Source organism: Magnetococcales bacterium, from assembly GCA_015228935.1.
Taxonomy (GTDB): Bacteria; Pseudomonadota; Magnetococcia; order Magnetococcales; family DC0425bin3; genus HA3dbin3.
This window is the reverse complement of the sequence record JADGCO010000042.1, coordinates 1-23,282: the sequence shown is the minus strand read 5'-3', so window position 1 is coordinate 23,282 and position 23,282 is coordinate 1. Positions and strand designations below refer to the sequence as shown.

The window sequence follows — 23,282 nt, the reverse complement described above, 5'->3', positions numbered from 1 at the left end:
TCAGGAATCTCCAATGCGCCCATACTCCATCTTGACCAAATCTGGCCTGCTGGCATTTCTCTTCCTCCTCTCTGCATGCGGCAGCAAAAATCTCATCGTGGTTCTTCCCGACGAAAACGGTAAAACCGGTTCTGTCGTCGTGCAACAAGGCGGGCAATCCCTGGTTCTGGATAAAGCCTACGCCTCCACACAACTCTCAGGCAGTGGCAATGCGGAAGCTGTTGTCATGGAACGCAATGAAGTGGAACGTGTATTCGCAAACGTCCTGGCTGCCCGCCCCGTTCCGCCGGTATCCTTCAATCTCTATTTCAAGGAGGGAGGTACCGAATTGACGCCGGAATCAGTCCCGGTGAGGGAACAAATTTTCCAGGAAATCAAGAAGCGACCCGTGACAGAAATCACGGTGATCGGCCATACGGATCGTGTCGGCACGGTCCAGAGCAATGATACGCTGGCTCTCAAACGGGCAAATTCCGTCATGAAATCTCTGGTCGAACTCGGAATCAAACCCGAATCCATCGATGCCGCCGGACGGGGTGAAAGGGAACCGCTGGTCCAGACCGGGGATGAAGTGGCAGAACCCCGCAACCGACGTACAGAAATCAATATTCGCTGAATGGGCTTTTTGATCCGCCATTCCGGGGTGGCACCGGGTATTGCACTCCTGATACTGGGTATGGGGTTGCATCTGTGGGGCGGATTCACCCCGCTGCATGGTTTGCGTCTGGCCTGGTTTGATCTCTATCAGCGGGTGCTGCCACGTGCCCAGGATGCCTCTCCTGTCGTCATTGTGGCTGTGGATGAAACAAGCCTGAAGGCCGTCGGACAGTGGCCCTGGCCCCGTTCGATCCTGGCAAAACTTCTCCATGAAATTTCTGCCGCCAAAGCGGTGGCGGTTGGTGTGGACCTGCTCTGGCCGGAACCGGACCGCCTTTCTCCTGAAATCTGGGCACTCTCCCAACCCGATCTTTCTGCCGCTCAGCGACAGGCCCTGCTGGCCCTGCCTGCCAACGATGCCCTGTTGGCCGCTTCCATCAAAACGGTCCCGGTGGTTCTCGGTGTTGCCGGTTTGGATGACCATAAACCAGACCGTGGTCCCAAAACCCTGGTGCGCGTTCGTGGCGCATCCCCCCTGCCCTTCCTCGATCACCATCCGTCCATTCTGCGCACCCTGCCGGTCATCGATCAGGTTGCGGCAGGCCATGGGGTGGTCTCCGTCAACAAGGATGGCGATGGCCTCGTGCGCACCCTGCCTCTGGTAACCGCCATCGGCACGGAGGTCATGCCCTCTCTGGGAGTTGAGGTATTGCGTCTGGTCAAAGGTGCCGCCTGGATCGATCTCTCCGTTGGCAAGGATGGCATCGAGTCGGTTGGCATCGGTGACCTGATCATCCCCAGCGCTCCTTCAGGCAAATTCTGGGTGCATTATACCCCCCATGTCCCGGAGCGGTTTGTCTCCGCAGTCGATGTCCTCTCCGGCAAGGCCGCCGATATCCTGGAGGGGCGCATGGTTCTGCTGGGAGTGACCGGACTTGGATTGACGGATTATCCGGTCACTTCGCTGCATGAATCGATGCCTGGCATCGAGGTGCATGCCCAGTTTTTGGAAAACATATTTTCCGGGCAGATCCTGCAACGCCCCCCCTGGGCCAACCGGGCTGAAGTCGCCCTGCTGGGATGCCTGGGACTGTTTTTGTTGCTCGGGATTCCTCGCCTGTCGCCACTTGGGGGGTTGGCACTCTTCCTGACCCTGACAACGCTCACTTTGGGAATGGGCTGGTGGGCCTATTGGCAACCCTTATGGCTGTTGGACACGGCCACCCCGGGAGCAGGCGGCTCACTCCTCTATCTTGTACTCCTGGGAGGTTCTCTGACCCAGGCACGCCGGCAAAAACGCGACCTGGCCAAAATGGTCGAACGAGAACGCCTGGCCGCCGCCCAGATGGCCATCGAACTGGAAGCCGCCCAACGCATCAGGGAAAGCGAAGAGCGCGTCCGGTTGTTACTGGAATCCGTGGGCGAAGGGGTGTTGGGCGTTGACCTTGCCGGACAGATCACCTTTGCCAACCCGCAGGCCAGCATTCTGCTGGGTTGCCCCGGCGATGCCTTGATCGGCCTGAATGCACACGAAAAGTTCCATCACAGCGCCGCCGATGGCACACCCTATCCCTTGGAAGCATGCCGGTGGCTCAAAACCATGCTCGATGGTGTCGCCTACCATATTGATCATGAAGTATTCTGGCGCATGGATGGCACACACATGGATGTCGAATACCGTTGCACACCGGTCCGTCACGGTGAACAGATGGCCGGTGCCGTCGTCTCGTTCAGCGACATCACCGAACGCAAACGCATCCAGCACGAACGCAACGAGGCCATGAATGTCATATCAGGCAGCATCCTGTACGCCAGCCGCATTCAACGCTCCGTGCTGCCCGATACCGCCATTCTCGACAAAACTTTTTCTGATTATTTTGTTTACTGGGAACCACGCGACACGGTGGGGGGTGACATCTATTGGTGTGATGCCTGGGGCAACGGCATATTGCTGCTCCTGGGCGATTGCACGGGGCACGGCGTTCCCGGGGCATTCATGACCCTGATTGCCGTGGGTGCCCTGCGGCAGGCCAAGGCCGAGGTACCTGAAGGTGATGTGACTGCCCTGATCCGCCGCACGCACCAGCTCATCCAGATCACCCTCGGGCAACACCTGGAAACGGGTGAGTCGGACGATGGCATCGAGCTGGGGATCTGCCATGTTCAGACCCATAAAAACCTGCTGATCTTTGCCGGTGCCCGCTTTGATCTCTTCATCGTCGCCGACAACAGCGTCCAAATCATCAAGGGGAACAAAAAAGGAATTGGTTATCGTGGTATTGACGCCACGCAACCCTACGATGTCCATGAATTGTCCCTCCTGCCAGGCTCAAGCTGCTTCATGACCACGGATGGTCTGCTCGATCAGATCGGCGGCACCAACCGCCGGGCTTTCGGAAAAAACCGCTTCAAGGAATTGCTGCTCTCCCTCCAACATCTGCCCATGACAGAACAAAAAGAACAGATCCGGCAGACTCTGGTCACCTTCCAGGGAGAAGAAAAACGTCGCGATGATGTCTCCGTCATCGGCTTTCGGTTTGCCGAGGCAGATTGGCATGCCCATGGCCGGGCCAGCCAGGCATCGGTATGCCCACGGCCAGGTCAACCAGAACCGGGCGGAACCGGGCACTGAAGATGGATGCGCAGGCCGGCTCTGGTGTGGCATGATGTGGACGGGTGACACATTGTCCGCAATATCCGGGGCAGGAAAAGAGAGGCGATCCATGAGCAATCAGAATGTTGACCTGAGCCGGTTGATGCCCGAGGCCACACAGGCAGAGGAATATTCAACCGGGAGCAAGGAAAAGGCACCACTGCGTCAAAAACCCCTGTCCCAGACCCTGGGACCTCTGTTGGCCGGCAAAAAACCCGTGGAGCCTGTCATCGATCCGGCAAACCCCAATTTGATCATCGGCAGAGATCGCTGATTGGGCAAGGGAACATGGCTGAAGGCGCGCAGCCCGTTTGGCCATGCCATCAGGCACCAGGATTGTGAACAGGGGAACGAAATCCCTGGGCCAGGAGGATCTCCTGAATTTTCTGTGGGGGCCATTTGCGGCGAAAAAGGGCCAGATTGAAATGACGGGAACGGTCATACTCCTCCTGGGAGAGGTAGGGCATGGAGGCACTGTGCAGGTGGATGAGTCGGGCACGGGGTTCGAAATGGATACGATAGCCTGCGGCACTGATCCGCAGAGAAAGATCCGTATCCTCCATGAAAACAATGTCATAGGAATCGTCAAAAAATCCGACTTCATCCAGAATCGACCGGCGCAACACCACCCCCGTCCCCATGAAAGCCTCCAGGGTTTGCAGGGATTGCACTGCCGGCGCATCGGCCAACTGACCGGCCAGATGATACTGAGGCAGTCCGGTTGCATCAAACCGGGCACCACAGGTTTGGGTCTTCCAGGAGGATAAAGGCGTTCCCTCGTCGGGCAGCAGAATCAGACCCTGCACAGCAGCGCAAAGTGGATCGCCGGCAAAATGGTCCAGGATGGGAGAGAGCCATGGCTGGAAAAAAAACATGTCCGAATTGATCAGGGCAATGAATTCGCCGTGGCTTTGTTGCAAACCGCAATTGTTGGCCTTGCCGAAACCCAGATTGCCAACATTGCGAATGACGGTCACTCGCGGGTCAAGGCGAATGTTGTCGTAAAACTCATCCATGCCCGCTTCCGTGGAGTGATTGTCGATGAAAATCATCTCGATGGGTTGATCGGCAGTCTGGGCTGCCAGAGACCGGTACAGGAGGGTGACACATTGCAGATTGTTGAAGACAGGCACCAGAATCGAGGTCAAACCCGGCTGAATTTTTTTGACTGCGGTCTGAAAAGAGGCCGGATGTTGCGGAACGTTTTTGTTGTGATGTGGCCATGAACCCGCCATGGCCGGCGTCTTTGACCGATTGTGTTCTGACACGGGTATGCCTCCTGTTCGACGATCTTTTTCGCTTTTTGCTTTTTTTCCTGGTTGGATTCTGTCAGAGGCTGTCCATTAACCCTTGGACAAAAAAGATTGGAAAGAAAGATTTTATTGGGGCTTAAGCCCCAAACCCCGCCAGGAGGAAGGGCAGAGCCGCTTCCTCCTGGACCTCTATCCCAGTTTTTCATTCGTTTTTTGAAATTAACAAGTTATTAGACAGCCTCTCAGACAGATTGCAGGGCGGTATTCCTGGTCAACGGTCTTTTTTCTTCTTTTTTTTCTTTTTTTCCGGTTCCAGTTCCGTCAAACAAGTATCAGGGACGGGCAGGTTCAGGGGTTCGTCGAATACCCGGGATTGCAGGGTGGTGGCCAGACTCTTTTCCCGCTCCAGTGCCCGGCTCAATTGCAGGCCCATCATGGCGGCCTGAGCCTCTTTGCGTCCCAACAGGGTAAAGCCGGCACGCAACAAATCCAGAATGGCAATGGGCTTGTTGCGCTCCAGATTGCCGCTGCTCTCCATGAAACGGTCAAAAGCCTCGGGGGTCATGCCCACCAGCCAGGCGGCATCCTCCCGGGAAAGGGATGGCAAATTTTCAAAAGGTGCAAGGTCGAACACAGCGTCCTCCCGACAGCGTCCGGCACCAGAAGAGACGCGCCGTGTCTCCTCTGATGACTGGTTTTGATGGTATAAATATTGCTGAGAATCTTTCAGCACGTTGAGACTTCCCTTCAGGAAAGGTTATCATGAACCGTGCAATGTGATCATAATCCAAATTCGATGTCATGCTCTTCTCTGGAATATTTTCCTGGTCATGCGCTTCTCTGGAATGTTCTCCTGTGACCAGAATCTGGAGCTACCTGTAACTTGGGGGTCTCAAGGATGGAAGGCAACGAACAAAAAAAGACCATCGGCCTTGTTGGCGGCAGTGACAATGCGGCCCGGTTGCTGCAACTGTTCTCAGGAAGCCAGCGCGTCGAACTCCTCTACGTCGTGGATACCAATACCGGCTCGCCAGGGATGACCAGAGCCAAGGCGTTGGGCATCAAGACGTTGACCAACATTGAATCCGCCGTGAAAAACATTCCGGTGGATTTCATCATCGAGGCCACCGGTGACGCAGAAACCCTGGCCCTGGTCACCGACAACAGGCAACAGGGCGAAATCATCAGCGGCAGTGCCACGCTGCTGTTCTTTGAAGTCCTGGAGGACCAGCGGGGCACCACCAACCAGCAGGTTTTCCGGGATCTTTCCGGCGTGCGGCGGGAAATTGACCGGAATACGCGCGATGTCTCCAAGACCTTGCACGGTATCGAAAAAATTTCCAACGAACTGGAAGTGTTGGCCATCAATGCCGGCATTCAGGCATCCCGGGCCGGAGAGTTCGGCAAGGGATTTGCCGTGGTGGCCGGTGAGGTCAAAAGCACCGCCCGGGTGGCCAGAGAGTTGGCGGGTGATATTGATCGGGTCATCAGCGAAATCTCTTCCATGTCCGAAAAAATCGAGCAATCCCTGAAAAAGGTGCAATAGCTCCGTCAAGGATGCGCAAGGAAAGGGAGGGTGGTGACGTTCTTCTTTCCCGGATGAATCGATCCCAATATGGCGGCCTCCGTCGCATGGGTGGCCTCTGGAAGGGATGAGGGCAGGCCCCGCAGGGTGCGCACGGCAAACCAGGCAAAAGCCTGGGCCTCCATGGCATCTGGATCCACACCGAGGGAGTGGCTCGTCTGCATGCTCGCCTCCGGCAGAAAGTCGGCAAGGTGACGGACCAGTTCCGGGTTGTGGGCACCCCCCCCACACAACACCACGGCCTGAGGAAAAGGATCCAACAGTTTCCGGGCAGCCATGGCCACGGTTGCCGCCGTAAACCGGGTCAGGGTGGCAAAGCAATCCTCGACGGAAAGAAGCGGAAATTTTTGCTGGAACTGATCCAGGAGTTGCGGCCCGAACTCTTCGCGACCGGTGGATTTGGGAAAGGGTCGGTGCAGATAGGGATGCTCCATGAGCCAGGCCAGTGCCTGGGGATCGAATCGACCGCGGGCAGCGTAACGGCCATCCCGGTCGCACTGTTGCGCCCCGTTTGATATGCGGGCAGCGAGAAGATCCAGCAGGGTATTGGCAGGTCCGGTATCTCCGGAAATGAGCGTCTGCCCAGGCAAGGCAGGCAGGGCCGTCACGTTGGCAATGCCGCCCAGATTGACGACCGCCACACGCTGCCCGATCCGGTTGAACAGGCATTGATGAAACAGCGGGACCAAAGGTGCCCCTTCACCACCCCGGGCCAGGTCCGCCGGACGAAAATCAGCCACTGTGGTGATGCCGGTCAGGGCACTGATGCGGAATGGATCGCCGATCTGCAAGGAAAAATGGGGCGGACGGTGCCGCACGGTCTGGCCATGGCTGCCGATGACAGTGACCTGTTCCGGTGCGACATGGGCCGTGCCACAAACGACCAAGGCGGCCTGGGCAAACAAAATCCCGAGATCCCGATCCAGCTCACCCAAAAGATCAATCTCTCCGGGTCCGGGTTGTTGCAGAGTCAATACACGCTGACGGATTTCTGACGAATAGGGGTGGCTGGCAAAGGCCAACAGCCGGGGCGGTGTTGTACCATCGGTTTGTACCAGGGCCGCATCAATGCCATCCGCAGAGGTTCCCGACATCAAGCCAATGGCAAGCCATTGTTCAATTTTCTCAGTCAATTTTCCAGCCTCCATCAGGGCAATTGCATTGGGATTCCAGAGCCTTTTTCAGTAGGCAACGCATGTTGCCCGGTCACCTCCAGATGACTTCCACGCCGCCCGCCAACAAGACCACCCCGAAGCTCTGCATGAGTCGCTGGTGTGACATGGCCAGATTTTGTTGATTGCCAAAGGGAATGGCCACCAACGCCCCCAACGTCATGGCCACGATGATGCCTGGCAGAATGAGACCCAGGGAATCCGCAGGCAATATTTCCTGATGCCAACCGGCATTGACCAGACCAACAGATCCGGCCAGGGAAAGCAGGGAACCCGTTGCAGCCGTGGTGGCGATGCTCTGCTGAACAGACAGGCCGGTAATGAAAATCAGGGTTGGAACAAGCAGGATGGTCCCACCAATTCCGGACATGCCACCCAGAAAACCAATACCTATTCCCAGCAGAGAAGAGAGCCGCCAATCATCCCTTTGCATCAGATCGTTTTGGGTTGCCAACCCGGCCTCCGAATCGGGATCGGGTGCAACTTCCCTGGATTCACCGTTATCCGTGGGGGGAAGTTCCTGCAACATGCGCAAGCCAAGAGCCATCATGAGAAACGCCAGACCCGCTTCCACAAAGGTACCCGGCACCAGGGACGAAAACGAGGTCCCGACCAACAATCCCAGCAGGATACCGGGCAAAAAAGTGCGGACCAGATCCCAGCGAATACTGTTTTGCCGCAGGTAAAGCCAGGCAACGGCCAGATCGATCACCACGGAAGCGGCAATCACACTGCCGACAGCCAGTTGCCAGGCCAACAAAGGTGCCAAACCATCCAGGTAGAAAAGAAACAGCAAGGCAGGTACCATGACCATCCCGCCGCCAATACCCAAAAGGCCGGAAAAGTATCCACCCAGGAATCCCACAACAACACTGCCAAGGATAAGAAAAAACATGATGGCCGTTCCGGTGGGGTTACCTGTTGGTTGGTTTGATCTCTGATGAAAGCCCGGTTACTTTAACCCGAACCATGGCGAAAAACAAAACCCCTCATACGACCCTGATTCCCACGGCAGCCCGGGTAGCCCGTATTCTGCGCCGCGCCGGGCTGGTACCCTATCCGGGTCCCATTGATCCCAAGGGAGGCAAAGGGGGTACCTATCGGATCAAGGTGACCCATGATCCTGGGCGGATTCGCATCCGGGTGGCCGCCGGAGGGGTCCAGGAACTTTATCTCTATGGTCCGATTGACCTCGCTCACCTGGTGAATCTTCTCACGACTCAACTGGGTGCGCAGGCCATCGAGCATGTGGATCAATTGCCCACCCTGCATGCCCCGGCAGCAGATGCCCGCGCAAAAAATGGCTGATCAGGCCAGAAAAATCAATCCTGCAACGACAGGCCATGATCATCTTTTGGACCTCGGGGCGAAACGCCCGGTTCTCCTGCCTCACAATACATTGGAAAGACGCGGAAAATTTTGACTGGCTCCCGGATAATCAACCGGATTGGCCCAATCGATGATCAAGGCCCAACGACAAATGCTTCCGCAAAAAAAATGGCAGACATGGCCAATCAGACCAGAAAAATCAATCACGAGGAACGGGAGATTTCCGCCATCATGCCCTCGATGCTGCCTTGCACTTTTTCCAATACCTCCTGGCGGTCACGACGGGAAAGAGCGGCAGTCGGAATGGGAGGGCCAATCCGGACCTGAATTTCCCCCGGTCGTTTCAAAAAGGCGCGGCGTCCCCAATACTCCCCGGCATTGTGGGCAACCGGCACAATGGGAACCCCGGCCGCCATGGCAATGCCCACCCCACCGGCCTTGTATTCACCCACCTGTCCTGGAGCCATGCGCGTCCCTTCTGGAAAGACCAACAAGGATGTCCCCCGTTGAAAATTGTCCTGACCCTGGCGATGGAGTTTTTTCATGGCCTCGATGCCATGCGCACGATCAATGAATATCTGTCCCGAGGCCTGCAAAGCCCAGCCAAAAAAGGGGATGTATTTGAGATTGTGCTTCAGTACCCAGACAAAGTTTGGAAAAAAATCATGAAAGACAACTGTCTCCCACGCGGATTGATGCTTGGACATGATGACGTAAGGGGGGGAAGGAAGATTCTCCACGCCATGCAACCGATGGCGCAAGCCACAGGTCAAGGCCAGGATGCGGCTGTTGTAACGCGCCCAATATCGAGTCAACTGTTGGCGAAAGGCCAGGGTCGTCACCGGCCAAAGCAGGACAATCAACAGGGAAAAAAACAGGATACCCAGGATGAACATCATGAAAAACAGACTGGAACGAACCGTGAGCATGCTTTTTTCTCCATTGCAACCGAATGAGTTTCGATCAAATATTCCAGAGAGTGGAGCAGGATGCAAACCCTCATCACAATCCGCAAAGGAAACCATCGTTCATGACCCGCGCTGTGGTACCGGTTGACCAGTTGGGAGAACTGGAAAGTTATCTGACGGAAATCAATCGTTTTCCCATGCTGACCCAGGAAGAGGAGTTTCTCCTGGCCGTCCGTTATCGGGAGCAGGCCGATCTGGAAGCGGCCCATAAACTGGTTTCGTCCTATCTGCGCTATGTGGTGCGTATTGCCAGGGAATATCATGGCTATTATGGTTTGCGCCTGATGGATCTGGTCCAGGAAGGGTCCATTGGCCTCATGCAGGCGGTCAAGCGGTTCGACCCCCACAAGGGATATCGACTGGCCACCTACGCCATCTGGTGGATTCGGGCGGCCATCCAGGAATTTATCTTGCGCACCTGGAGCCTGGTCAAGATCGGCACCACCGCTGCGCAACGCAAATTGATCAACCATCTGCGCCGGGTGCGCAACCGGATTGAACGTCTCAATGATCTCCAGGTCAAGGATCTGGCACAATCGCTGGGGATCGATTCCCGGGAAGTCCTGGACATGGACAGCCGTCTCTCCTCCCCCGATGAAAGCCTCAATCGTCCCCTGGTGGAAGGAGGCGAAGAGATACAAAATCTGCTCGTGGATACCCGCCCCAATCAGGAATTGACCCTGTTGGCATCCGAAGAAGAAAAGTGGCGGTGCCGCATCAGCAGCCAGGCCCTGGCCATGCTTGATGACCGCGAACGATATATTGTGGAAAAACGCATCATGGCCGACACACCCGCCACGCTGGAACTGCTCGGCGAACAGATGGGCATCTCCCGCGAGAGAGTTCGCCAATTGGAAAAAAGATCCCTGCTCAAAATGCGCCAGGCCGTCAGCGGCACGCTTCCAATGTGACGGGCGTGGATGGAGAACCAGACCATCAGGGCACTCCTCAGTAAAATCAACAGGGCATGGTCCAACCCCGTGCAGGTTGCCTATGGGCAATGGGGACGGTGGTTTCCTGCCTCCCTCTTCGCCCGCTACCAGGATATGGCGGTCGCTGCCGGTTTGGATCGGGTTTATTTCATCCTCTCCTTCGATTGCGATACCCCGGAAGATGTCGAGGTCGTGTGGAGCGTCCACTCCCGACTGCTCGACATGGGCATCTGTCCCGATTACGCTGTCCCGGGTGAATTGCTGCTGAGTGGAGAAAAGACCTATCGCCGCATCCGGGAAACCGGGGCACGGTTTCTCAACCATGGCTACTACATGCACGCATGGTTCGATCCGGATGCGGGAGAGTTTCGGAGTTGTTTTTTTTACGATCAGCTTCCCCTGACCAAGATCCAGGAAGATGTCCGGCGCGGGGATGCCTGCCTGCGGGAGGTGATGGGTGAACACCCGGAAGGGTTTCGTGCGCCCCATTTTGGAACCTTCCAAAAACCGCATCAGATTCGTTTTCTCCATGACCTTTTGCGGGAGTTGGGGTATCGCTTTTCCAGTTCCACCATGCCACAGACCGCTCTGCAACGAGGACCCGTGATCCGGGTCGATGGCTTGTGGGAAATTCCCGTCTCCGGGATGGCCTCCGCACCCACCAGCATCTTTGACACCTGGGGATTTTTTCGGGCACCCAACCGGCAACGAACACCCCTCGACTATGGTGTGGAAGGTCATCATCTTGCCGAACGGTATGCGGGTTTTACCGGCGGTCTTTTGAATATTTATGGAGATCCATGCCACATTCATGATGCACCGATATTTTTTGCCACGATGGACCAATTGGCCAAAATGGCAACTCCCATCACTTTTCAACATTTCCTGGACCGCATCACAGGAACGAACCAGGAACCACATCTGGATCCACCAGACTGGAACGAACCAAGGATCGTGCCCGGATCGACCCGACTGGATCAAATGGTTGACAGCGCCCGGATCCGCCCGACAAAAACGAACCGATGACCACGTTTGGATCCCGTAACTTGAACGAACCAACGACACATCCTGGATTGCCTGACCTGCCCAAACCGGTCACGGCCCTTTACCGTTCCTGGGATCCACCACCCAAACGCATGGGCCTGGGTCTTTGGCGCTGGGCCGTCTGGTTCAAGGCCAACCCCCGGGATACGACCTATATGCAAACCCTGTTTCGGCAACACTTCCCCGATGGGGATTTTATCGATGTGCAGCAACACCCCGATTGGAACAGCCATTTGCAGACCTGCTCGCAGTTGGTCCTCCTCTATCCGGACGCCATAGGCCAGGGTTTCACCGCCCTGGAACGACAGGTGCTTCGGCAACGACGACCGGATTGTCCAGTGTGGGTTCTCAATGGGCGGGGTCGCCGGTTTTGCCTGGATCGGGCCACCCGCCGTGCCCTGCGCTGGCGACGCGGCCTGGAGCGTTTCATGCTCCTGGAACTCTGCCTGCTGCCGCTTTTCCTGCTCGTCACGCCCCTCCTGCTGGGCCATGATTTTTTGCGGGGACGGCGATGAACGATACCGTGCGGAGTTGGTGGGCACGCCACCCCATGACCTATGGCGAGGTCCACGGTCAGTCCCGCTATGACGGTGCCGAACACACCCTGGGCACCTTGGACTTTTTCAACAAACTGGATGCCGTCTTTCATGCCTGGAACCACCCCCTGCATGGCCAACGTCCGTTCTCACGTCTGTTCCCCTTCGACCGGTATGGATCCGGCAGCCAGGTGTTGGAGGTGGGGTGCGGTCTGGGAACCATGGCCATGCATTGGGCACAAAACGGCTCAACCGTTACTGCCGTGGATCTCAACACCACAGCAGTGACCCAGACCCGGCGACGTTTTGAACTCCTGGGCCTGACGGGCGATATTCGGGAAGCCGATGCCCGTGCCCTGCCCTTTCCGGACAATCATTTCGATTATGTCTACAGTTGGGGGGTTCTGCACCACTCGCCCACCATCGAACGCTCCGTGGCAGAAATGCTGCGGGTTCTGCGGCCTGGTGGCGAATACGGCATCATGCTCTATCATCGGCATGCCATTCTCCAGAAGTACATGACGGAATACCTGGAGGGGTTTCTGCACCTGGAAAACCGTTTTCTCACCCCCTTGCAGTTGGCGAGCCGTTACGGTGACGGTGGTCGCCAGGAGGGCAATCCCCACACCTGGCCAGTGACCCGGCAGGAGTTTGCCGGTTTGTTGGCCCCGTACAGCCCGGATTGTACCGTGCGCGTGCTGGGTACCGATCTGGACTCCCTGTTGCGGTTTTTGTTGCCTGGTCTGGGGCTGATCCTGCCAACCTGGGCCAAAAAGGTATGGGCACGGCGCTTTGGCTGGAGTCTGTGGGCGCAGGGCCATAAACACGTCGGGCCATGTGTGGCATCGTAGGCGTTGCCGGGAACTTCCCGGCCCAGGAAGGTGCCACCCTTGTGCGCCGGATGAACGCAACCCTCCACCATCGGGGACCGGACGGCGAAGGCATCTGGTCCACGGATCGCTTCGCCTTTGCCATGCGCCGGTTGAGCATCATCGACCTCGCCACCGGCCAGCAACCCATGTGGACCCCGGATGGCGTCGGCATTGTCTTCAATGGAGAGATCTATAACTATCGTGCCCTGCGCCATGAACTGGAGGCACGCGGTTACCACTTTGTCACCCACTCCGATACCGAAGTGTTGCTCAACCTCTACCACTGTTACGGTATTGCCGCCATCCAGCGCCTGGAAGGCATGTTTGCCATCTGCCTGTATGATCCCCGTACCGGAGTGGTCCACCTGATCCGGGATCGGCTCGGGGTCAAGCCGCTCTATTATGGAATCTTTCAGGGACTGTTTTATTTTGCCAGTGAAATCAAAGCAATCATTGCCGCACTGCCGGTGCGACCGCCCCTCTCCCGGGAGGCGATCCACCACTATCTCACCTTGCGCTACGTGCCGGCTCCCGCTTGCATCTGGCAGGGCATGCAACGTCTGGCCCCGGGTGAACGGCTCGAATATCGTCTGGATGGCGGTGGTTTGACCACCTGCACCTATTGGTCGGTCCATTTTCAGTCCGAACCTGACAATCCCGCCCGGGATCCCCGCCAGGAGTTTCGGGAACTGTTTCTGGCGGCAGTGGAAAAACGCCTGCTTGCCGCAGATGTGCCGGTTGGGGTGTTTTTGAGTGGCGGGTTGGATTCCAGCGCCATCAGTGCTGCCGCTGTGGCGTTGGGACATCAAAAATTTCACACCTTTTGTGTCGGGTTTGCCGACGCCACCAACCAGACCAATGAGTTGACCTGGGCACGACAGGTGGCCGATCACCTGGGAGCGCAGCACCACGAAGTGTGCATCGACCAGAAAACCTTTCTGGACTCTCTGCCACACCTGGTCCAGGCCACCGATGAACCCCTGGCCGATTTGACGGCCATTCCCCTGTATCACCTCTCCCTTCAGGCCCGGCAACAGGTCAAGGTGGTCCTCTCCGGTGAGGGAAGCGATGAAGTTCTGGCCGGCTATGACATGGAACGGTTCATCGCCAAACTGCATTATCTGCAAAAATTGACCCCTTTTCTGCCGTCGCGTTTGTTGAGAAGATTGTCGCGTTGGTTGCCACGCTGGCAACACCATTTGACGGCCCTGGCCCGGAACGACCTGGCAAGCCTGCCTGCCGCCCTGCCCCTGCATATCACACGACACTGGTCGGAAGCGGATAAAATCCGCCTCTGGCACCAGGCACCTCCATCACTCTCCAGTGAGGATCTGATTCGTTCCTGGTATCATGCCGCGCCGGGTTTGCATGCCCTGGATCGCATCCAGGAGGTGCATTGCCGATCCTGGCTGGTGGATGATTTATTGATGAAAGCGGATCGCATGAGCATGGCCGCCTCCCTGGAACTGCGCACCCCTTTTCTCGACCATGCCCTGGTGGAGTGGGCCGCGCATCTGCCTTTGAGTTGGAAAGTGGGCACAGTCAGGACAGGTTTTCAATCCAAACGCATTTTGCGCCAGTTTGCCGCCGGTTTGCTGCCGCCGGCCATCATTGCACGACCCAAGCAGGGATTTCCCATACCTGCCTACCATTGGTTGCAGGAAGCGCATCTGGGAGCCTGGGCCAGGGAAAAATTGCTGGATCGCGGCTCCCGTCTGCATGCCTGGTTCGATCCGGCACCGCTGGTGCCGGTGTTGGCAGCAGCCCGCCAAGGTGATATCGAAGCCGCCCATCGCATCTGGATTCTCATCGTCTTTGAAGAGTGGCTGCGGGTGTGGTCATGAAGGCCTTGTTTCTGACTTATTGCTATCCCCCACTCCGCTATCCGCGCTCCATCCAAATTTCCCGACTGGTCAAGTTCCTCGATATTCCAGTCCATGTGGTGTGTGCCTCCGGTCGTGCCCATGAACCCATCGATCCAACCATCGTCCAGGAAAAAGAGGGAAAACCCCAGGCCATTCAGCGTCTGACAGAATCCGGCTGGCGTCAGGTGATGCATCGTTATCGGGATCTCGTGTTGCCGGAATATTGGGGAATTCCGGATGCCAACCGGAGCTGGTCATTCCGGGCGGCCCGGACCATTCTGGCCAAGGGATGGCTCCAGGATACGGATCTTCTGGTCACTTTTGGTCAACCCATGTCCACCCATCTGGCGGGTCTGGAAATCAGGAAACAGGTCAACATTCCCTGGCTGGCCCACTTCAGCGATCCATGGGTGGACAATCCGCTGGATACGGCACATGGCATGGACATCTGGCTGAAACGCCGGATGGAACATGCTGTTCTGGAACAGGTTGACGGGGCCATCTTCACCTCTGCCGAAACCGTGGATCTGGTCATGGCCAAATATCCGGCTGCCTGGCGGCAAAAGGTGGGGGTCGTGGCCCACGGTTTCGATCCAACCGCTTTTCCGGCAACAACGGAGATCAGGTCACCCGGCCACCCTGTTGTTTTGCGTTATCTGGGCAATTTTTATGGCAATCGCACCCCCCAGGCCCTGTTTCTGGCCCTGGCCAGGCTGGCAGAACGGCAACCTCGGATCCTTGACGATGTTCGGATTGAATTGCATGGCGATTTTTCGCCAACGGTCCTGGCGCGTACCGGTCTGCAATCCCTGCTGTTGCACACGCTTTCGATCCACCGTCCGGTGTCCTATCAAAGATCCCTGGAACTCATGGCCTCGGCGGATCTGTTGCTGGTTTTGGATGCCCCGGCCCAAACCAGCGTTTTTCTGCCCAGCAAGCTGGTGGATTATATTGGTGCCGGACGGCCTATCCTGGGGTTGACGCCCCCAGGCGCGGCGGCAACACTCATCGAACGCCTGGGCGGGTGGGTCGCTCCACCCGACAACCCCGGTCTGGCCGCCGCGTCCCTGGCCCAGGCCATTGCCCGGGTGCGCGACAACCCCCCGACATTGCCCTGGGGAGATGCCGACGTTCGGCAGCAATATCACGGCAGCCAGGTGGCGGGGCAAATGGCTGCCTGGATGCAGCGGGTTGCCAAACGCTGAAACAACAGGTGGGAGCCATCACTGCCAGGTCAGCAATTGACACCACCAGGTATTTTGCACTCAATCGGACCAGAAAGCGGTCGCATGTCACCACCCCCCGACTTCCCCCAACCAGCACGCCTGGATATTCCAGGACGTCCCGACAATGCCCTTTCCGTATCCGAACTCAATGAACGGATTCGCAATCTGCTGGAGGATGCATTTCCGTATGTGCGGGTGCGCGGCGAGGTGTCGGGTTTGCGCAAACCACCCTCAGGCCACGTCTATTTCACCCTCGTTGATGCCGAATCCCAGATTCGCTGTGTGGTGTGGCGCACCACGGTCCGCCGTTTGCCGGCGTTGCCCCGCGATGGGGAGGCCATCCTGGTCACTGGCCGGGTCGCCGTGTATGCCCCGCGAGGAGAATACCAGTTGGTCGTGGAAGGTGTGGTTCCCCAGGGAACCGGCGGCGAACGGGAACGGTTGCTGCAACTCCACGCCAAACTAACAGCAGAGGGATTGTTTGCCGAAACCCGCAAACGACCCTTGCCGTTTTTGCCGGAGATCATTGGCGTCGTCACTTCGGCTACCGGAGCCGTCATCCATGACATCATCCAGGTTTTGGACCAACGTTTTCCGGGCTATCATCTCCTGCTGGCCCATGCCCAGGTGCAGGGAACGACTGCACCAGCGGAAATTGCCGCTGCCCTGGATCTCCTCAATGCCGACGGGCGTGCCCAGGTGATTGTTTGTGGACGGGGGGGTGGGTCCGCAGAGGATCTGGCAGCCTTCAACACCGAAACCGTGGTGCGAGCCATCGCCCGTTCCAAAATTCCCGTGGTCAGCGCCGTGGGACATGAAGTGGATGTCACCCTGGCGGATCTGGTGGCCGATTTGCGCTGCCCGACCCCTTCGGCGGCGGCTGAACGTCTGTTGCCGGAAAAAACCATCCTTGTTCAACAATTGCGGACCCTGCGTGACCGTCTGCTCCACGCTGCCCGAAACCATGTGACCCATCTGCGCGAACGGGTCAAACTGTGCCGGACACGGGTACGAGATCCGCGGCGTCATCTGGAACAATCCCGACAACGGTGTGACGATCTGAGCGAACGGCTGCATCGCATCTTGCGCGACACCCTCTCTGGACAGCAGGAACGACTGATCCATCTCCAAACAAGATTGCTGGCCTGGAAAGAAGGACACTATCTCCCCTATTGGCACCAGAAAGTGGCCACTCTCTTGTTGCGACTGCTCCAGATTGCCCGGACCGACATCAAACACAAACACGAACGTCTGCAAACCCAACGCTTGCGTCTCATGGCCTTGTCACCCCAGGCCACCCTGGACAGAGGATTTGCCATCGTGCGGGACGGCCAGGGACGCACCCTGCGACAGGCAAAAGGCCTGCAACCGGGAGATATGCTGGATGTCACCCTGGCAGAGGGGGGCGTGTTGGCCCGGGTAAACAGACTGAAAGAATGACCGATGAAAAATACACCTGGCACACGTCTACGGCTTCTGTAACGGGGGAAAGATGTCCGGCGGGGTATGTTGGACAGGGGGTGAGGATGGCAGTCGTGGTGGTGGCACATCCGGCATGCGTTGGACAGGTTGTGAGGGTGTGTGCATCTCCTGAGCGACATGCGGGACTTGAACATACTGTACCGACACGGGCCACAAGCGGTTGGCGGTCACCATGAGACCGAAACCGGCCAGAGTCATGGCACCCAGCTTGATGACCATACGCAGTTCCAGTTCTCTGTTGTCTCGCTTGAATTCAATTCCCTGTTCCTTGAAACGGGTCTCCATTTTGGCCTCCAGTTCCTTGAAACGGGTCTCCATTTTGGTGTCCTGTTCCTTGAAACGGGTCTCCATCCTGGTCTCCAGTTCCTTGAAACGGGTCTCCATTTTGGTGTCCTGTTCCTTGAAACGGGTATCTATCCTGGTCTCCAACCTGGCCAAATCTTCCTTGGACGCCAGGTTTTCGGTCATGACCTCGGCCAGAAACTCCGCCTGTGTTTCCGCCTGGGGTGCGGCAACACCCGCGTCCTTGAGACGTTTCGTGTATTTCAGGGTGTCAAAGGCAAGACCGGTCATGGGACATGTCCTGGCAAATATGGAATCAAGGTGATACGTTCCAGGTACTTTATCCAATCATGGCTGGAAATGTCCAATGGATTTCCCCCTGACTCCCATGCCTGGAATCCCCCATGCACACCCCATGAATGTTCCGGTTCAGATGCGAACGAAAGCTCAGGACAGGTTTGGATAAATGTCCGTTTCAGGAGATGTCATGCGTACAAAATTATTCCAGGTCGTCTGCCTGCTGGGAACCCTCCTGCTCAGGCCACAATCTGCCAGCAGCCAGGAATCCCTACTTCTCTCGTCACCTTTGCAACCAGGTATGGCGGTCTTACTGTCGGTACCGGGGTTTCCCCCGGGGAGTCATTTCACCGGGAGCCTGGCCGGCAAGCCATTTCCGTTGACGCCGGAGGGCATGGCCCTGCTTGCCGTGGACATGGAAGCCAAGCCTGGCACCCTTCTCCTGGAGGTCAAGATGCAACCCCCCACCGGTCAGGCCGTCACCCTGAAAAAAAATCTGTCCCTGACCAAACGGTCCTACAAGGTCGAAAAGTTGACCTTGCCGGAAAAAAAGGTGGATCTCGATCCCGCCGATGCCGCCCGCGCCACAAAAGAGTCTGCGGCCATCAAGGCCACTTATCAGCGACGTACCGAACGGGTCGGGTTTACAGGTGGATTTCGCATGCCGGTGACGGGACGCTTTTCCGGGGTGTTCGGCAGTCGCCGTCTGTTGAACGGGCAGATGCGCAGCCCTCACAATGGCGTCGATATCGCTGCCCCCGAAAATACCCCTGTTGTGGCAACCGCACCGGGAACAGTGGCCTTGCTGGGACGAGACTATTTTTTTACCGGCAATACGCTGTTGCTCGATCATGGCCATGGGGTCGTCTCCCTCTATGCCCACCTGCATGATCTGCGTGTGGCCGAGGGAGATTGGTTGCCGGAAGGGACCGTCCTGGGAACAGTCGGCATGACGGGACGCGCCACCGGTCCCCACCTGCATTGGGGGATTCTGGTGCGTGGCGAACGGGTCGATCCAACCCTGCTGCCAGGAATCGTAACCCAACCGACACCTTGACTTTCCCACGCAGCAAAGCCACAACCGACAGGGAAATATCAAGAATATCCAAGTCTGGCTGACAATAAGGGTCACCATCCCACGACAGCAAAACCATAACCGAACGGAAAACATTTCATGAAACCCGCCACGCAAAGCATGTTGGATGCCATGGTTCGTGCCATTGTGGCAGCGGTCCAACCGGAGCGGATCGTTCTTTTTGGTTCGCTTGCCCGAGGTGATGAACGGGCTGATTCCGATGTAGATTTGCTGGTCATCGAAGGGGAACCATTTGGTCCATCCCGTAGCCGCTTTCATGAAATCGCCCGCCTGGAACGTGCCATGGGCACCATTCCCCTGGCCACTGATATTTTGGTCTATTCCACGGAAGAAGTTAAACGCCTGCAAACTTCGCCCAATCATGTGGTCGCCCGCGCATTGCGAGAGGGAATCACGCTTCATGCCCGATCTTGAAACCACTCGTGGCATGTTGGCCGCTGCCCGTCGCGACCTGCTTGCCATCAGTAACATGCTGGATACCGAGCGTTTTCCAGATGAAATATTCGGCTTTCTTGCCCAGCAGGCCATTGAAAAATCTCTCAAGGCCTGGTTGGCATTTTGTGATCAGGAAGTTCCCAAAACTCACAATTTGCGTCTGCTGCTCGTTTTGTTGGCCCGTACAGGAGAAAATTTGACTCGCGAGTGGGAACTGATCGACTTGACCGCTTTTGCCGTTCAATTTCGCTATGAATCCTTTACAGTTGATCATACGCCCCTGGCTCGCACTCCTATTTTAAATCAGATAACGGCGCTGTTCCAGCGTGTCGAAGACATTTGTCGCCATGCCTGATGGTCATGAATCCGCAAAATCCTGGGACTGCATAAGATTGTCTAGGCAGAAGAAAATTTAATAAAAAATCATTTATATCAATAATTTATATATAAAGATGGCAGGGCACAGCACAATCCCGGGTTGCTTTTGATGGTTCGGGAATGCGATGATGTCGCCCTTGTGAACTGTGACTGCTCTTTGGGCCACTCATCCGGGAAGCGAACATGCAATCCATGAATTTTGAGGATTCCCTCGGTCGGCTGGAAGCCCTTGTGCAACGTCTGGAGCAGGGTGATATCTCCCTGGATGACGGAGTGGCCGCCTTCGAGGAAGGAATCAAACTCGCCCAAGCCTGCCAGGAACGTCTGGATGCGGCAGAGAAAAGAATAGAAACCCTGACGGCTCCCCTGCAAACCGTTGCCCAGAGAGACGTTTGAAACCGTGGACCTTCCTTCCTACCTCTCCCGGATGAAAGCAACCGTGGATGCGGCCCTGGAGCATTATCTGCCAGCAACAGATCGCCCTCCACAACGCCTGAATGCGGCCATGCGCTACAGTCTGATGGCAGGCGGCAAACGTTTGCGTCCCATCCTGGCCATGGCATCGGCAGAGGCCGTGAATGGTCAGGTCACCCAGGTCATGCCCTTCGCCTGCGCCATGGAGTGCATCCATACCTACTCCCTGATCCATGACGACCTGCCCGCCATGGACAACGACGATCTGCGCCGTGGCTTGCCGACCTGCCATAAAAAATTTGACGAAGCCACCGCCATTCTGGCCGGCGACGCCCTGTTGACCCTGGCCTTCGAACTCCTCGCCCGCCATGTCGCACCGGGCGTGACCACCGAAGCCCTCCTCGAAGTGATCGATCACCTGGCCCGGGCCGCCGGCATGGCCGGCATGGTGGGCGGCCAAATGCTCGACCTGGAAGCGGAAAACCGGCTGGTGGATCATGTCGAATTACAGAACATTCATATCCACAAGACGGGAGCGTTGATTCGCATGGCCTGCGTGGGTGGTGCCCGCCTCGCCGGAGGCACTCCCGAACAAATCAAACATTTGAAACGTTATGGAGAGGCCATTGGTTTGGCCTTTCAAATCACCGATGACATCCTGGATGAAGTCGGTGACAGTCAGCTCATGGGCAAAAATACCGGATCGGATCGCAATAAATCCAAGGCCACCTATCCGTTTCTCATCGGACTGGGTCAGGCCCGCACGGAAGCGCAACTTTTGGTGGAAGAGGCCCTGAAAAGCCTGGAGTCCTTCCCAACAGCGGCGGATCCTCTGCGGGAACTGGCACGTTTTACCATCTCCAGAACCCATTGATCCAACGCCGGATATGACATCACTGCTGCAAAAAATCGATACTCCCACCCGCCTGCGTTCCCTGCCGGAAGCGGATCTTCCATTATTGGCCAGCGAGGTGCGGGAGTTCACCATCGACACCGTGGCCCGTACCGGAGGTCACCTGGGGGCAAGTCTCGGCGTGGTGGAGTTGACCATCGCCCTGCACTACGTCTTCAACACCCCGGAAGATCGCCTGATCTGGGACGTGGGACACCAATCCTACCCCCATAAAATCCTGACCGGACGACGCGAGCGCATGCATACCCTGCGTCAAAAACAGGGCCTGTCAGGCTTCACCAAACGGTCGGAAAGCATCTACGATCCGTTCGGAGCCGGCCACTCCTCGACATCGATCTCGGCAGCCATGGGCATGGCGATTGCGGCCCGCCAAAAAGGGGAAAAACGCAAATGCATCGCCGTCATCGGCGATGGAGCCATGACCGCCGGCATGAGCTTTGAAGCCTTGAACGATGCCGGTCAGCATCGGGGACTGGGTCTCGTGGTGGTCCTCAATGACAATGAAATGTCCATCTCCCCCAATGTGGGAGCCATGTCGGCCTATCTGAGCCGCATTTTGAGTGGCCGGGTCTATACGACCATCAAGGATGGCACCGGACGGGTCCTGAAAAAAATTTCGGAACCACTCCTGGGAGCCGCCCGGCGCGCCGAAGAGCATATGAAGGGCATGATCACCCCCGGAACCCTTTTTGAAGAGCTGGGCTTTACCTATTTTGGTCCCATCGATGGCCATGATTTTTCCCAATTGCTCCCCACCCTGCGCAACATTCAACGCCTTTCCGGTCCCATTCTGCTGCATGTGGTCACCCGCAAAGGCAAGGGTTTTCCCCCCGCCGAGGCCAGCCCCTGCACCTATCATGGCGTGCAACCCTTTGATCGTACTACCGGCAGGTTGCAAGGCAATGGTGTCATTCCCTCCTTCACCCAGGTCTTTGGCGAAACCCTGGTCAACCTGGCCGCCAACGATCCGCGCATTGTGGCCGTCACCGCCGCCATGCCGGAAGGGACCGGCCTGAACCTGTTCCAGGAGCGTTTTCCCGAACGGTTTTTCGATGTCGGAATTGCCGAACAACACGCCGTGACCTTTGCCGCCGGTTTGGCTTGCGAGGGATTTTTGCCTGTTGTGGCCATTTACTCGACTTTTCTGCAACGCGCCTACGATCAGGTTGTGCATGACGTGGCCCTGCAAGGTTTGCCCATGGTATTGGCCGTGGATCGAGGCGGCATTGTGGGCGAAGATGGTGCCACCCATGCCGGGGCCTTCGATCTCTCCTACCTGCGTGCCATCCCCAACCTGGTCTTGATGGCACCCGCCGACGAAAACGAATTGCGCCACATGCTGGCCACAGCCCTGTCACTCAAACGCCCGGTAGCCCTGCGCTATCCCCGGGGAGCCGCCATGGGCCTGGATCCGGTGGTCCCGATCTCCCTGCCACCGGGCATCGGACGACGCTTGCGCGATGGCAAGGGAATCGCCCTGGTGGCTGTCGGCTCCATGGTCCATGCCGCCCTGGGTGCCACGGACATTCTGAAACGGGATGGCATCCAGCCAGCCGTCTATGATGCCCGTTTCATCAAACCGCTCGATACGGCCCTGTTGCGGGAAGCTGCCAGCCATGGCACCCTGGTGGTGCTGGAAGAAAATTCTGTCTGCGGTGGTTTCGGTGCCGCTGTCCTGGAATTTTTGGCCCAAGAGGGATTATTCGATGCCGGCCTGCGCGTGCGCACCTGGGGCATGCCGGATGCCTTCGTTGCCCAGGGCAGCCGCAAAGAGATGCGGGCCGAACTTTCCCTGGATGCAGAGGGCGTCGCCCGCCGGGTCCGGGAACTCATGCAGGCCCATGCCACACCACCCCGGCCATGATCATTCATTCGGCCACGATGAGTGCTTTTTTTCGGAAAACCTGCAATACGTCTGACTCTTGGCGCTGAACAACGCGCCAAGAGTCAGAC

The 23,282-nt window shown here is 57.2% G+C and carries 24 protein-coding genes; 18 read left to right on the top strand and 6 right to left on the bottom strand.

Features of this window, described 5'->3' with window-relative positions; genetic code table 11:
• The first annotated feature begins 13 nt into the window (after window positions 1-13).
• The 3 genes from HQL65_11370 to HQL65_11360 all read left to right on the top strand — a co-directional run bounded on the left by HQL65_11370 (window position 14) and on the right by HQL65_11360 (window position 3,524).
• A complete protein-coding gene (locus HQL65_11370; GenBank protein ID MBF0136831.1) occupies window positions 14-616 on the top strand; it encodes an OmpA family protein in 603 nt (200 codons plus the stop codon).
• Complete coding sequence (locus HQL65_11365) at window positions 617-3,229, top strand: CHASE2 domain-containing protein (GenBank protein MBF0136830.1); 2,613 nt, start codon at window positions 617-619, stop codon at window positions 3,227-3,229.
• Window positions 3,230-3,320: 91 nt separating this feature from the next.
• The gene (locus tag HQL65_11360; GenBank protein MBF0136829.1) at window positions 3,321-3,524 is read left to right on the top strand and encodes a hypothetical protein; all 204 of its coding nucleotides are present in this window, start codon (window positions 3,321-3,323) and stop codon (window positions 3,522-3,524) included.
• Window positions 3,525-3,573: 49 nt separating this feature from the next.
• On the opposite strand, the gene HQL65_11355 is transcribed toward HQL65_11360, so the two are convergent.
• Window positions 3,574-4,518: a glycosyltransferase family 2 protein gene (locus HQL65_11355; protein ID MBF0136828.1), complete on the bottom strand. Its 945-nt coding sequence runs from the start codon at window positions 4,516-4,518 to the stop codon at window positions 3,574-3,576.
• A gap of 256 nt (window positions 4,519-4,774) precedes the next feature.
• The gene (locus HQL65_11350) at window positions 4,775-5,236 is read right to left on the bottom strand and encodes a hypothetical protein (GenBank protein ID MBF0136827.1); all 462 of its coding nucleotides are present in this window, start codon (window positions 5,234-5,236) and stop codon (window positions 4,775-4,777) included.
• 165 nt (window positions 5,237-5,401) lie between these two features.
• On the opposite strand from HQL65_11350, the gene HQL65_11345 reads away from it, so the two are divergent.
• A complete protein-coding gene (locus tag HQL65_11345) occupies window positions 5,402-6,049 on the top strand; it encodes a hypothetical protein (protein ID MBF0136826.1) in 648 nt (215 codons plus the stop codon).
• A 5-nt stretch (window positions 6,050-6,054) separates the two neighbouring features.
• Here HQL65_11345 and HQL65_11340 read toward each other — a convergent pair whose 3' ends face one another.
• The gene (locus HQL65_11340; GenBank protein ID MBF0136825.1) at window positions 6,055-7,221 is read right to left on the bottom strand and encodes an anhydro-N-acetylmuramic acid kinase; all 1,167 of its coding nucleotides are present in this window, start codon (window positions 7,219-7,221) and stop codon (window positions 6,055-6,057) included.
• Window positions 7,222-7,294: 73 nt separating this feature from the next.
• A complete protein-coding gene (locus tag HQL65_11335; GenBank protein ID MBF0136824.1) occupies window positions 7,295-8,155 on the bottom strand; it encodes a sulfite exporter TauE/SafE family protein in 861 nt (286 codons plus the stop codon).
• 74 nt (window positions 8,156-8,229) lie between these two features.
• Between HQL65_11335 and HQL65_11330 the strand changes: the two genes are divergently transcribed.
• A complete protein-coding gene (locus HQL65_11330; protein ID MBF0136823.1) occupies window positions 8,230-8,568 on the top strand; it encodes a hypothetical protein in 339 nt (112 codons plus the stop codon).
• A gap of 224 nt (window positions 8,569-8,792) precedes the next feature.
• Here the strand turns inward: HQL65_11330 and HQL65_11325 are convergent, their stop codons facing one another.
• Window positions 8,793-9,518 carry a 1-acyl-sn-glycerol-3-phosphate acyltransferase gene (locus tag HQL65_11325; GenBank protein ID MBF0136822.1) on the bottom strand — a complete coding sequence of 242 codons (726 nt, stop codon included), beginning with the start codon at window positions 9,516-9,518 and terminating at the stop codon, window positions 8,793-8,795.
• A gap of 101 nt (window positions 9,519-9,619) precedes the next feature.
• Between HQL65_11325 and HQL65_11320 the strand changes: the two genes are divergently transcribed.
• From HQL65_11320 to xseA, 7 genes are all read left to right on the top strand, one after another.
• Complete coding sequence (locus HQL65_11320; protein ID MBF0136821.1) at window positions 9,620-10,468, top strand: RNA polymerase factor sigma-32; 849 nt, start codon at window positions 9,620-9,622, stop codon at window positions 10,466-10,468.
• Between the two features lie 9 nt (window positions 10,469-10,477).
• Window positions 10,478-11,515: a polysaccharide deacetylase gene (locus tag HQL65_11315; GenBank protein ID MBF0136820.1), complete on the top strand. Its 1,038-nt coding sequence runs from the start codon at window positions 10,478-10,480 to the stop codon at window positions 11,513-11,515.
• Window positions 11,516-11,535: 20 nt separating this feature from the next.
• A complete protein-coding gene (locus HQL65_11310; protein ID MBF0136819.1) occupies window positions 11,536-12,048 on the top strand; it encodes a hypothetical protein in 513 nt (170 codons plus the stop codon).
• A complete protein-coding gene (locus HQL65_11305; GenBank protein ID MBF0136818.1) occupies window positions 12,045-12,920 on the top strand; it encodes a class I SAM-dependent methyltransferase in 876 nt (291 codons plus the stop codon). Before HQL65_11310 ends, HQL65_11305 begins: the two co-directional genes overlap by 4 nt.
• Window positions 12,905-14,785: an asparagine synthase (glutamine-hydrolyzing) gene (asnB, locus tag HQL65_11300; protein ID MBF0136817.1), complete on the top strand. Its 1,881-nt coding sequence runs from the start codon at window positions 12,905-12,907 to the stop codon at window positions 14,783-14,785. Before HQL65_11305 ends, asnB begins: the two co-directional genes overlap by 16 nt.
• Window positions 14,782-16,011, top strand: coding sequence for a hypothetical protein (locus HQL65_11295; GenBank protein MBF0136816.1), 1,230 nt, complete (start codon window positions 14,782-14,784; stop codon window positions 16,009-16,011). Before asnB ends, HQL65_11295 begins: the two co-directional genes overlap by 4 nt.
• A gap of 84 nt (window positions 16,012-16,095) precedes the next feature.
• Window positions 16,096-17,472: an exodeoxyribonuclease VII large subunit gene (gene xseA, locus HQL65_11290; protein ID MBF0136815.1), complete on the top strand. Its 1,377-nt coding sequence runs from the start codon at window positions 16,096-16,098 to the stop codon at window positions 17,470-17,472.
• Between the two features lie 27 nt (window positions 17,473-17,499).
• Here the strand turns inward: xseA and HQL65_11285 are convergent, their stop codons facing one another.
• The gene (locus HQL65_11285) at window positions 17,500-18,087 is read right to left on the bottom strand and encodes a hypothetical protein (GenBank protein MBF0136814.1); all 588 of its coding nucleotides are present in this window, start codon (window positions 18,085-18,087) and stop codon (window positions 17,500-17,502) included.
• Between the two features lie 196 nt (window positions 18,088-18,283).
• On the opposite strand from HQL65_11285, the gene HQL65_11280 reads away from it, so the two are divergent.
• The 6 genes from HQL65_11280 (at window position 18,284) to dxs (ending at window position 23,193) form a co-directional block, all read left to right on the top strand.
• Complete coding sequence (locus tag HQL65_11280; GenBank protein MBF0136813.1) at window positions 18,284-19,150, top strand: M23 family metallopeptidase; 867 nt, start codon at window positions 18,284-18,286, stop codon at window positions 19,148-19,150.
• A 117-nt stretch (window positions 19,151-19,267) separates the two neighbouring features.
• On the top strand, window positions 19,268-19,603 hold the full coding sequence (locus HQL65_11275) for a nucleotidyltransferase domain-containing protein (GenBank protein MBF0136812.1): 336 nt from the start codon (window positions 19,268-19,270) through the stop codon (window positions 19,601-19,603).
• Window positions 19,590-19,979 (top strand): HEPN domain-containing protein, encoded by a 390-nt coding sequence (locus tag HQL65_11270; GenBank protein ID MBF0136811.1) that lies wholly within the window; start codon window positions 19,590-19,592, stop codon window positions 19,977-19,979. Before HQL65_11275 ends, HQL65_11270 begins: the two co-directional genes overlap by 14 nt.
• Before the next feature lie 206 nt (window positions 19,980-20,185).
• Window positions 20,186-20,398: an exodeoxyribonuclease VII small subunit gene (xseB, locus tag HQL65_11265; GenBank protein ID MBF0136810.1), complete on the top strand. Its 213-nt coding sequence runs from the start codon at window positions 20,186-20,188 to the stop codon at window positions 20,396-20,398.
• A 31-nt stretch (window positions 20,399-20,429) separates the two neighbouring features.
• Entirely contained in the window at window positions 20,430-21,290 is an 861-nt protein-coding gene (locus tag HQL65_11260) for a polyprenyl synthetase family protein (GenBank protein MBF0136809.1), read from the top strand.
• Window positions 21,291-21,303: 13 nt separating this feature from the next.
• Complete coding sequence (gene dxs, locus HQL65_11255; protein MBF0136808.1) at window positions 21,304-23,193, top strand: 1-deoxy-D-xylulose-5-phosphate synthase; 1,890 nt, start codon at window positions 21,304-21,306, stop codon at window positions 23,191-23,193.
• Window positions 23,194-23,282: the final 89 nt, after the last annotated feature.

What these genes read in the sequence shown, in the direction of transcription:
- HQL65_11370 (MBF0136831.1), top strand. Translation starts at nt 14, where the DNA reads ATGCGCCCATACTCCATCTTGACCAAATCTGGCCTGCTGGCATTTCTC.
- HQL65_11365 (MBF0136830.1), top strand. Translation starts at nt 617, where the DNA reads ATGGGCTTTTTGATCCGCCATTCCGGGGTGGCACCGGGTATTGCACTC.
- HQL65_11360 (MBF0136829.1), top strand. Translation starts at nt 3,321, where the DNA reads ATGAGCAATCAGAATGTTGACCTGAGCCGGTTGATGCCCGAGGCCACA.
- HQL65_11345 (MBF0136826.1), top strand. Translation starts at nt 5,402, where the DNA reads ATGGAAGGCAACGAACAAAAAAAGACCATCGGCCTTGTTGGCGGCAGT.
- HQL65_11335 (MBF0136824.1), bottom strand. Translation starts at nt 8,155, where the DNA reads ATGTTTTTTCTTATCCTTGGCAGTGTTGTTGTGGGATTCCTGGGTGGA.
- HQL65_11330 (MBF0136823.1), top strand. Translation starts at nt 8,230, where the DNA reads ATGGCGAAAAACAAAACCCCTCATACGACCCTGATTCCCACGGCAGCC.
- HQL65_11325 (MBF0136822.1), bottom strand. Translation starts at nt 9,518, where the DNA reads ATGCTCACGGTTCGTTCCAGTCTGTTTTTCATGATGTTCATCCTGGGT.
- HQL65_11320 (MBF0136821.1), top strand. Translation starts at nt 9,620, where the DNA reads ATGACCCGCGCTGTGGTACCGGTTGACCAGTTGGGAGAACTGGAAAGT.
- HQL65_11315 (MBF0136820.1), top strand. Translation starts at nt 10,478, where the DNA reads ATGGAGAACCAGACCATCAGGGCACTCCTCAGTAAAATCAACAGGGCA.
- HQL65_11305 (MBF0136818.1), top strand. Translation starts at nt 12,045, where the DNA reads ATGAACGATACCGTGCGGAGTTGGTGGGCACGCCACCCCATGACCTAT.
- asnB (MBF0136817.1), top strand. Translation starts at nt 12,905, where the DNA reads ATGTGTGGCATCGTAGGCGTTGCCGGGAACTTCCCGGCCCAGGAAGGT.
- HQL65_11295 (MBF0136816.1), top strand. Translation starts at nt 14,782, where the DNA reads ATGAAGGCCTTGTTTCTGACTTATTGCTATCCCCCACTCCGCTATCCG.
- xseA (MBF0136815.1), top strand. Translation starts at nt 16,096, where the DNA reads ATGTCACCACCCCCCGACTTCCCCCAACCAGCACGCCTGGATATTCCA.
- HQL65_11285 (MBF0136814.1), bottom strand. Translation starts at nt 18,087, where the DNA reads ATGACCGGTCTTGCCTTTGACACCCTGAAATACACGAAACGTCTCAAG.
- HQL65_11280 (MBF0136813.1), top strand. Translation starts at nt 18,284, where the DNA reads ATGCGTACAAAATTATTCCAGGTCGTCTGCCTGCTGGGAACCCTCCTG.
- HQL65_11275 (MBF0136812.1), top strand. Translation starts at nt 19,268, where the DNA reads ATGAAACCCGCCACGCAAAGCATGTTGGATGCCATGGTTCGTGCCATT.
- HQL65_11270 (MBF0136811.1), top strand. Translation starts at nt 19,590, where the DNA reads ATGCCCGATCTTGAAACCACTCGTGGCATGTTGGCCGCTGCCCGTCGC.
- xseB (MBF0136810.1), top strand. Translation starts at nt 20,186, where the DNA reads ATGCAATCCATGAATTTTGAGGATTCCCTCGGTCGGCTGGAAGCCCTT.
- HQL65_11260 (MBF0136809.1), top strand. Translation starts at nt 20,430, where the DNA reads ATGAAAGCAACCGTGGATGCGGCCCTGGAGCATTATCTGCCAGCAACA.
- dxs (MBF0136808.1), top strand. Translation starts at nt 21,304, where the DNA reads ATGACATCACTGCTGCAAAAAATCGATACTCCCACCCGCCTGCGTTCC.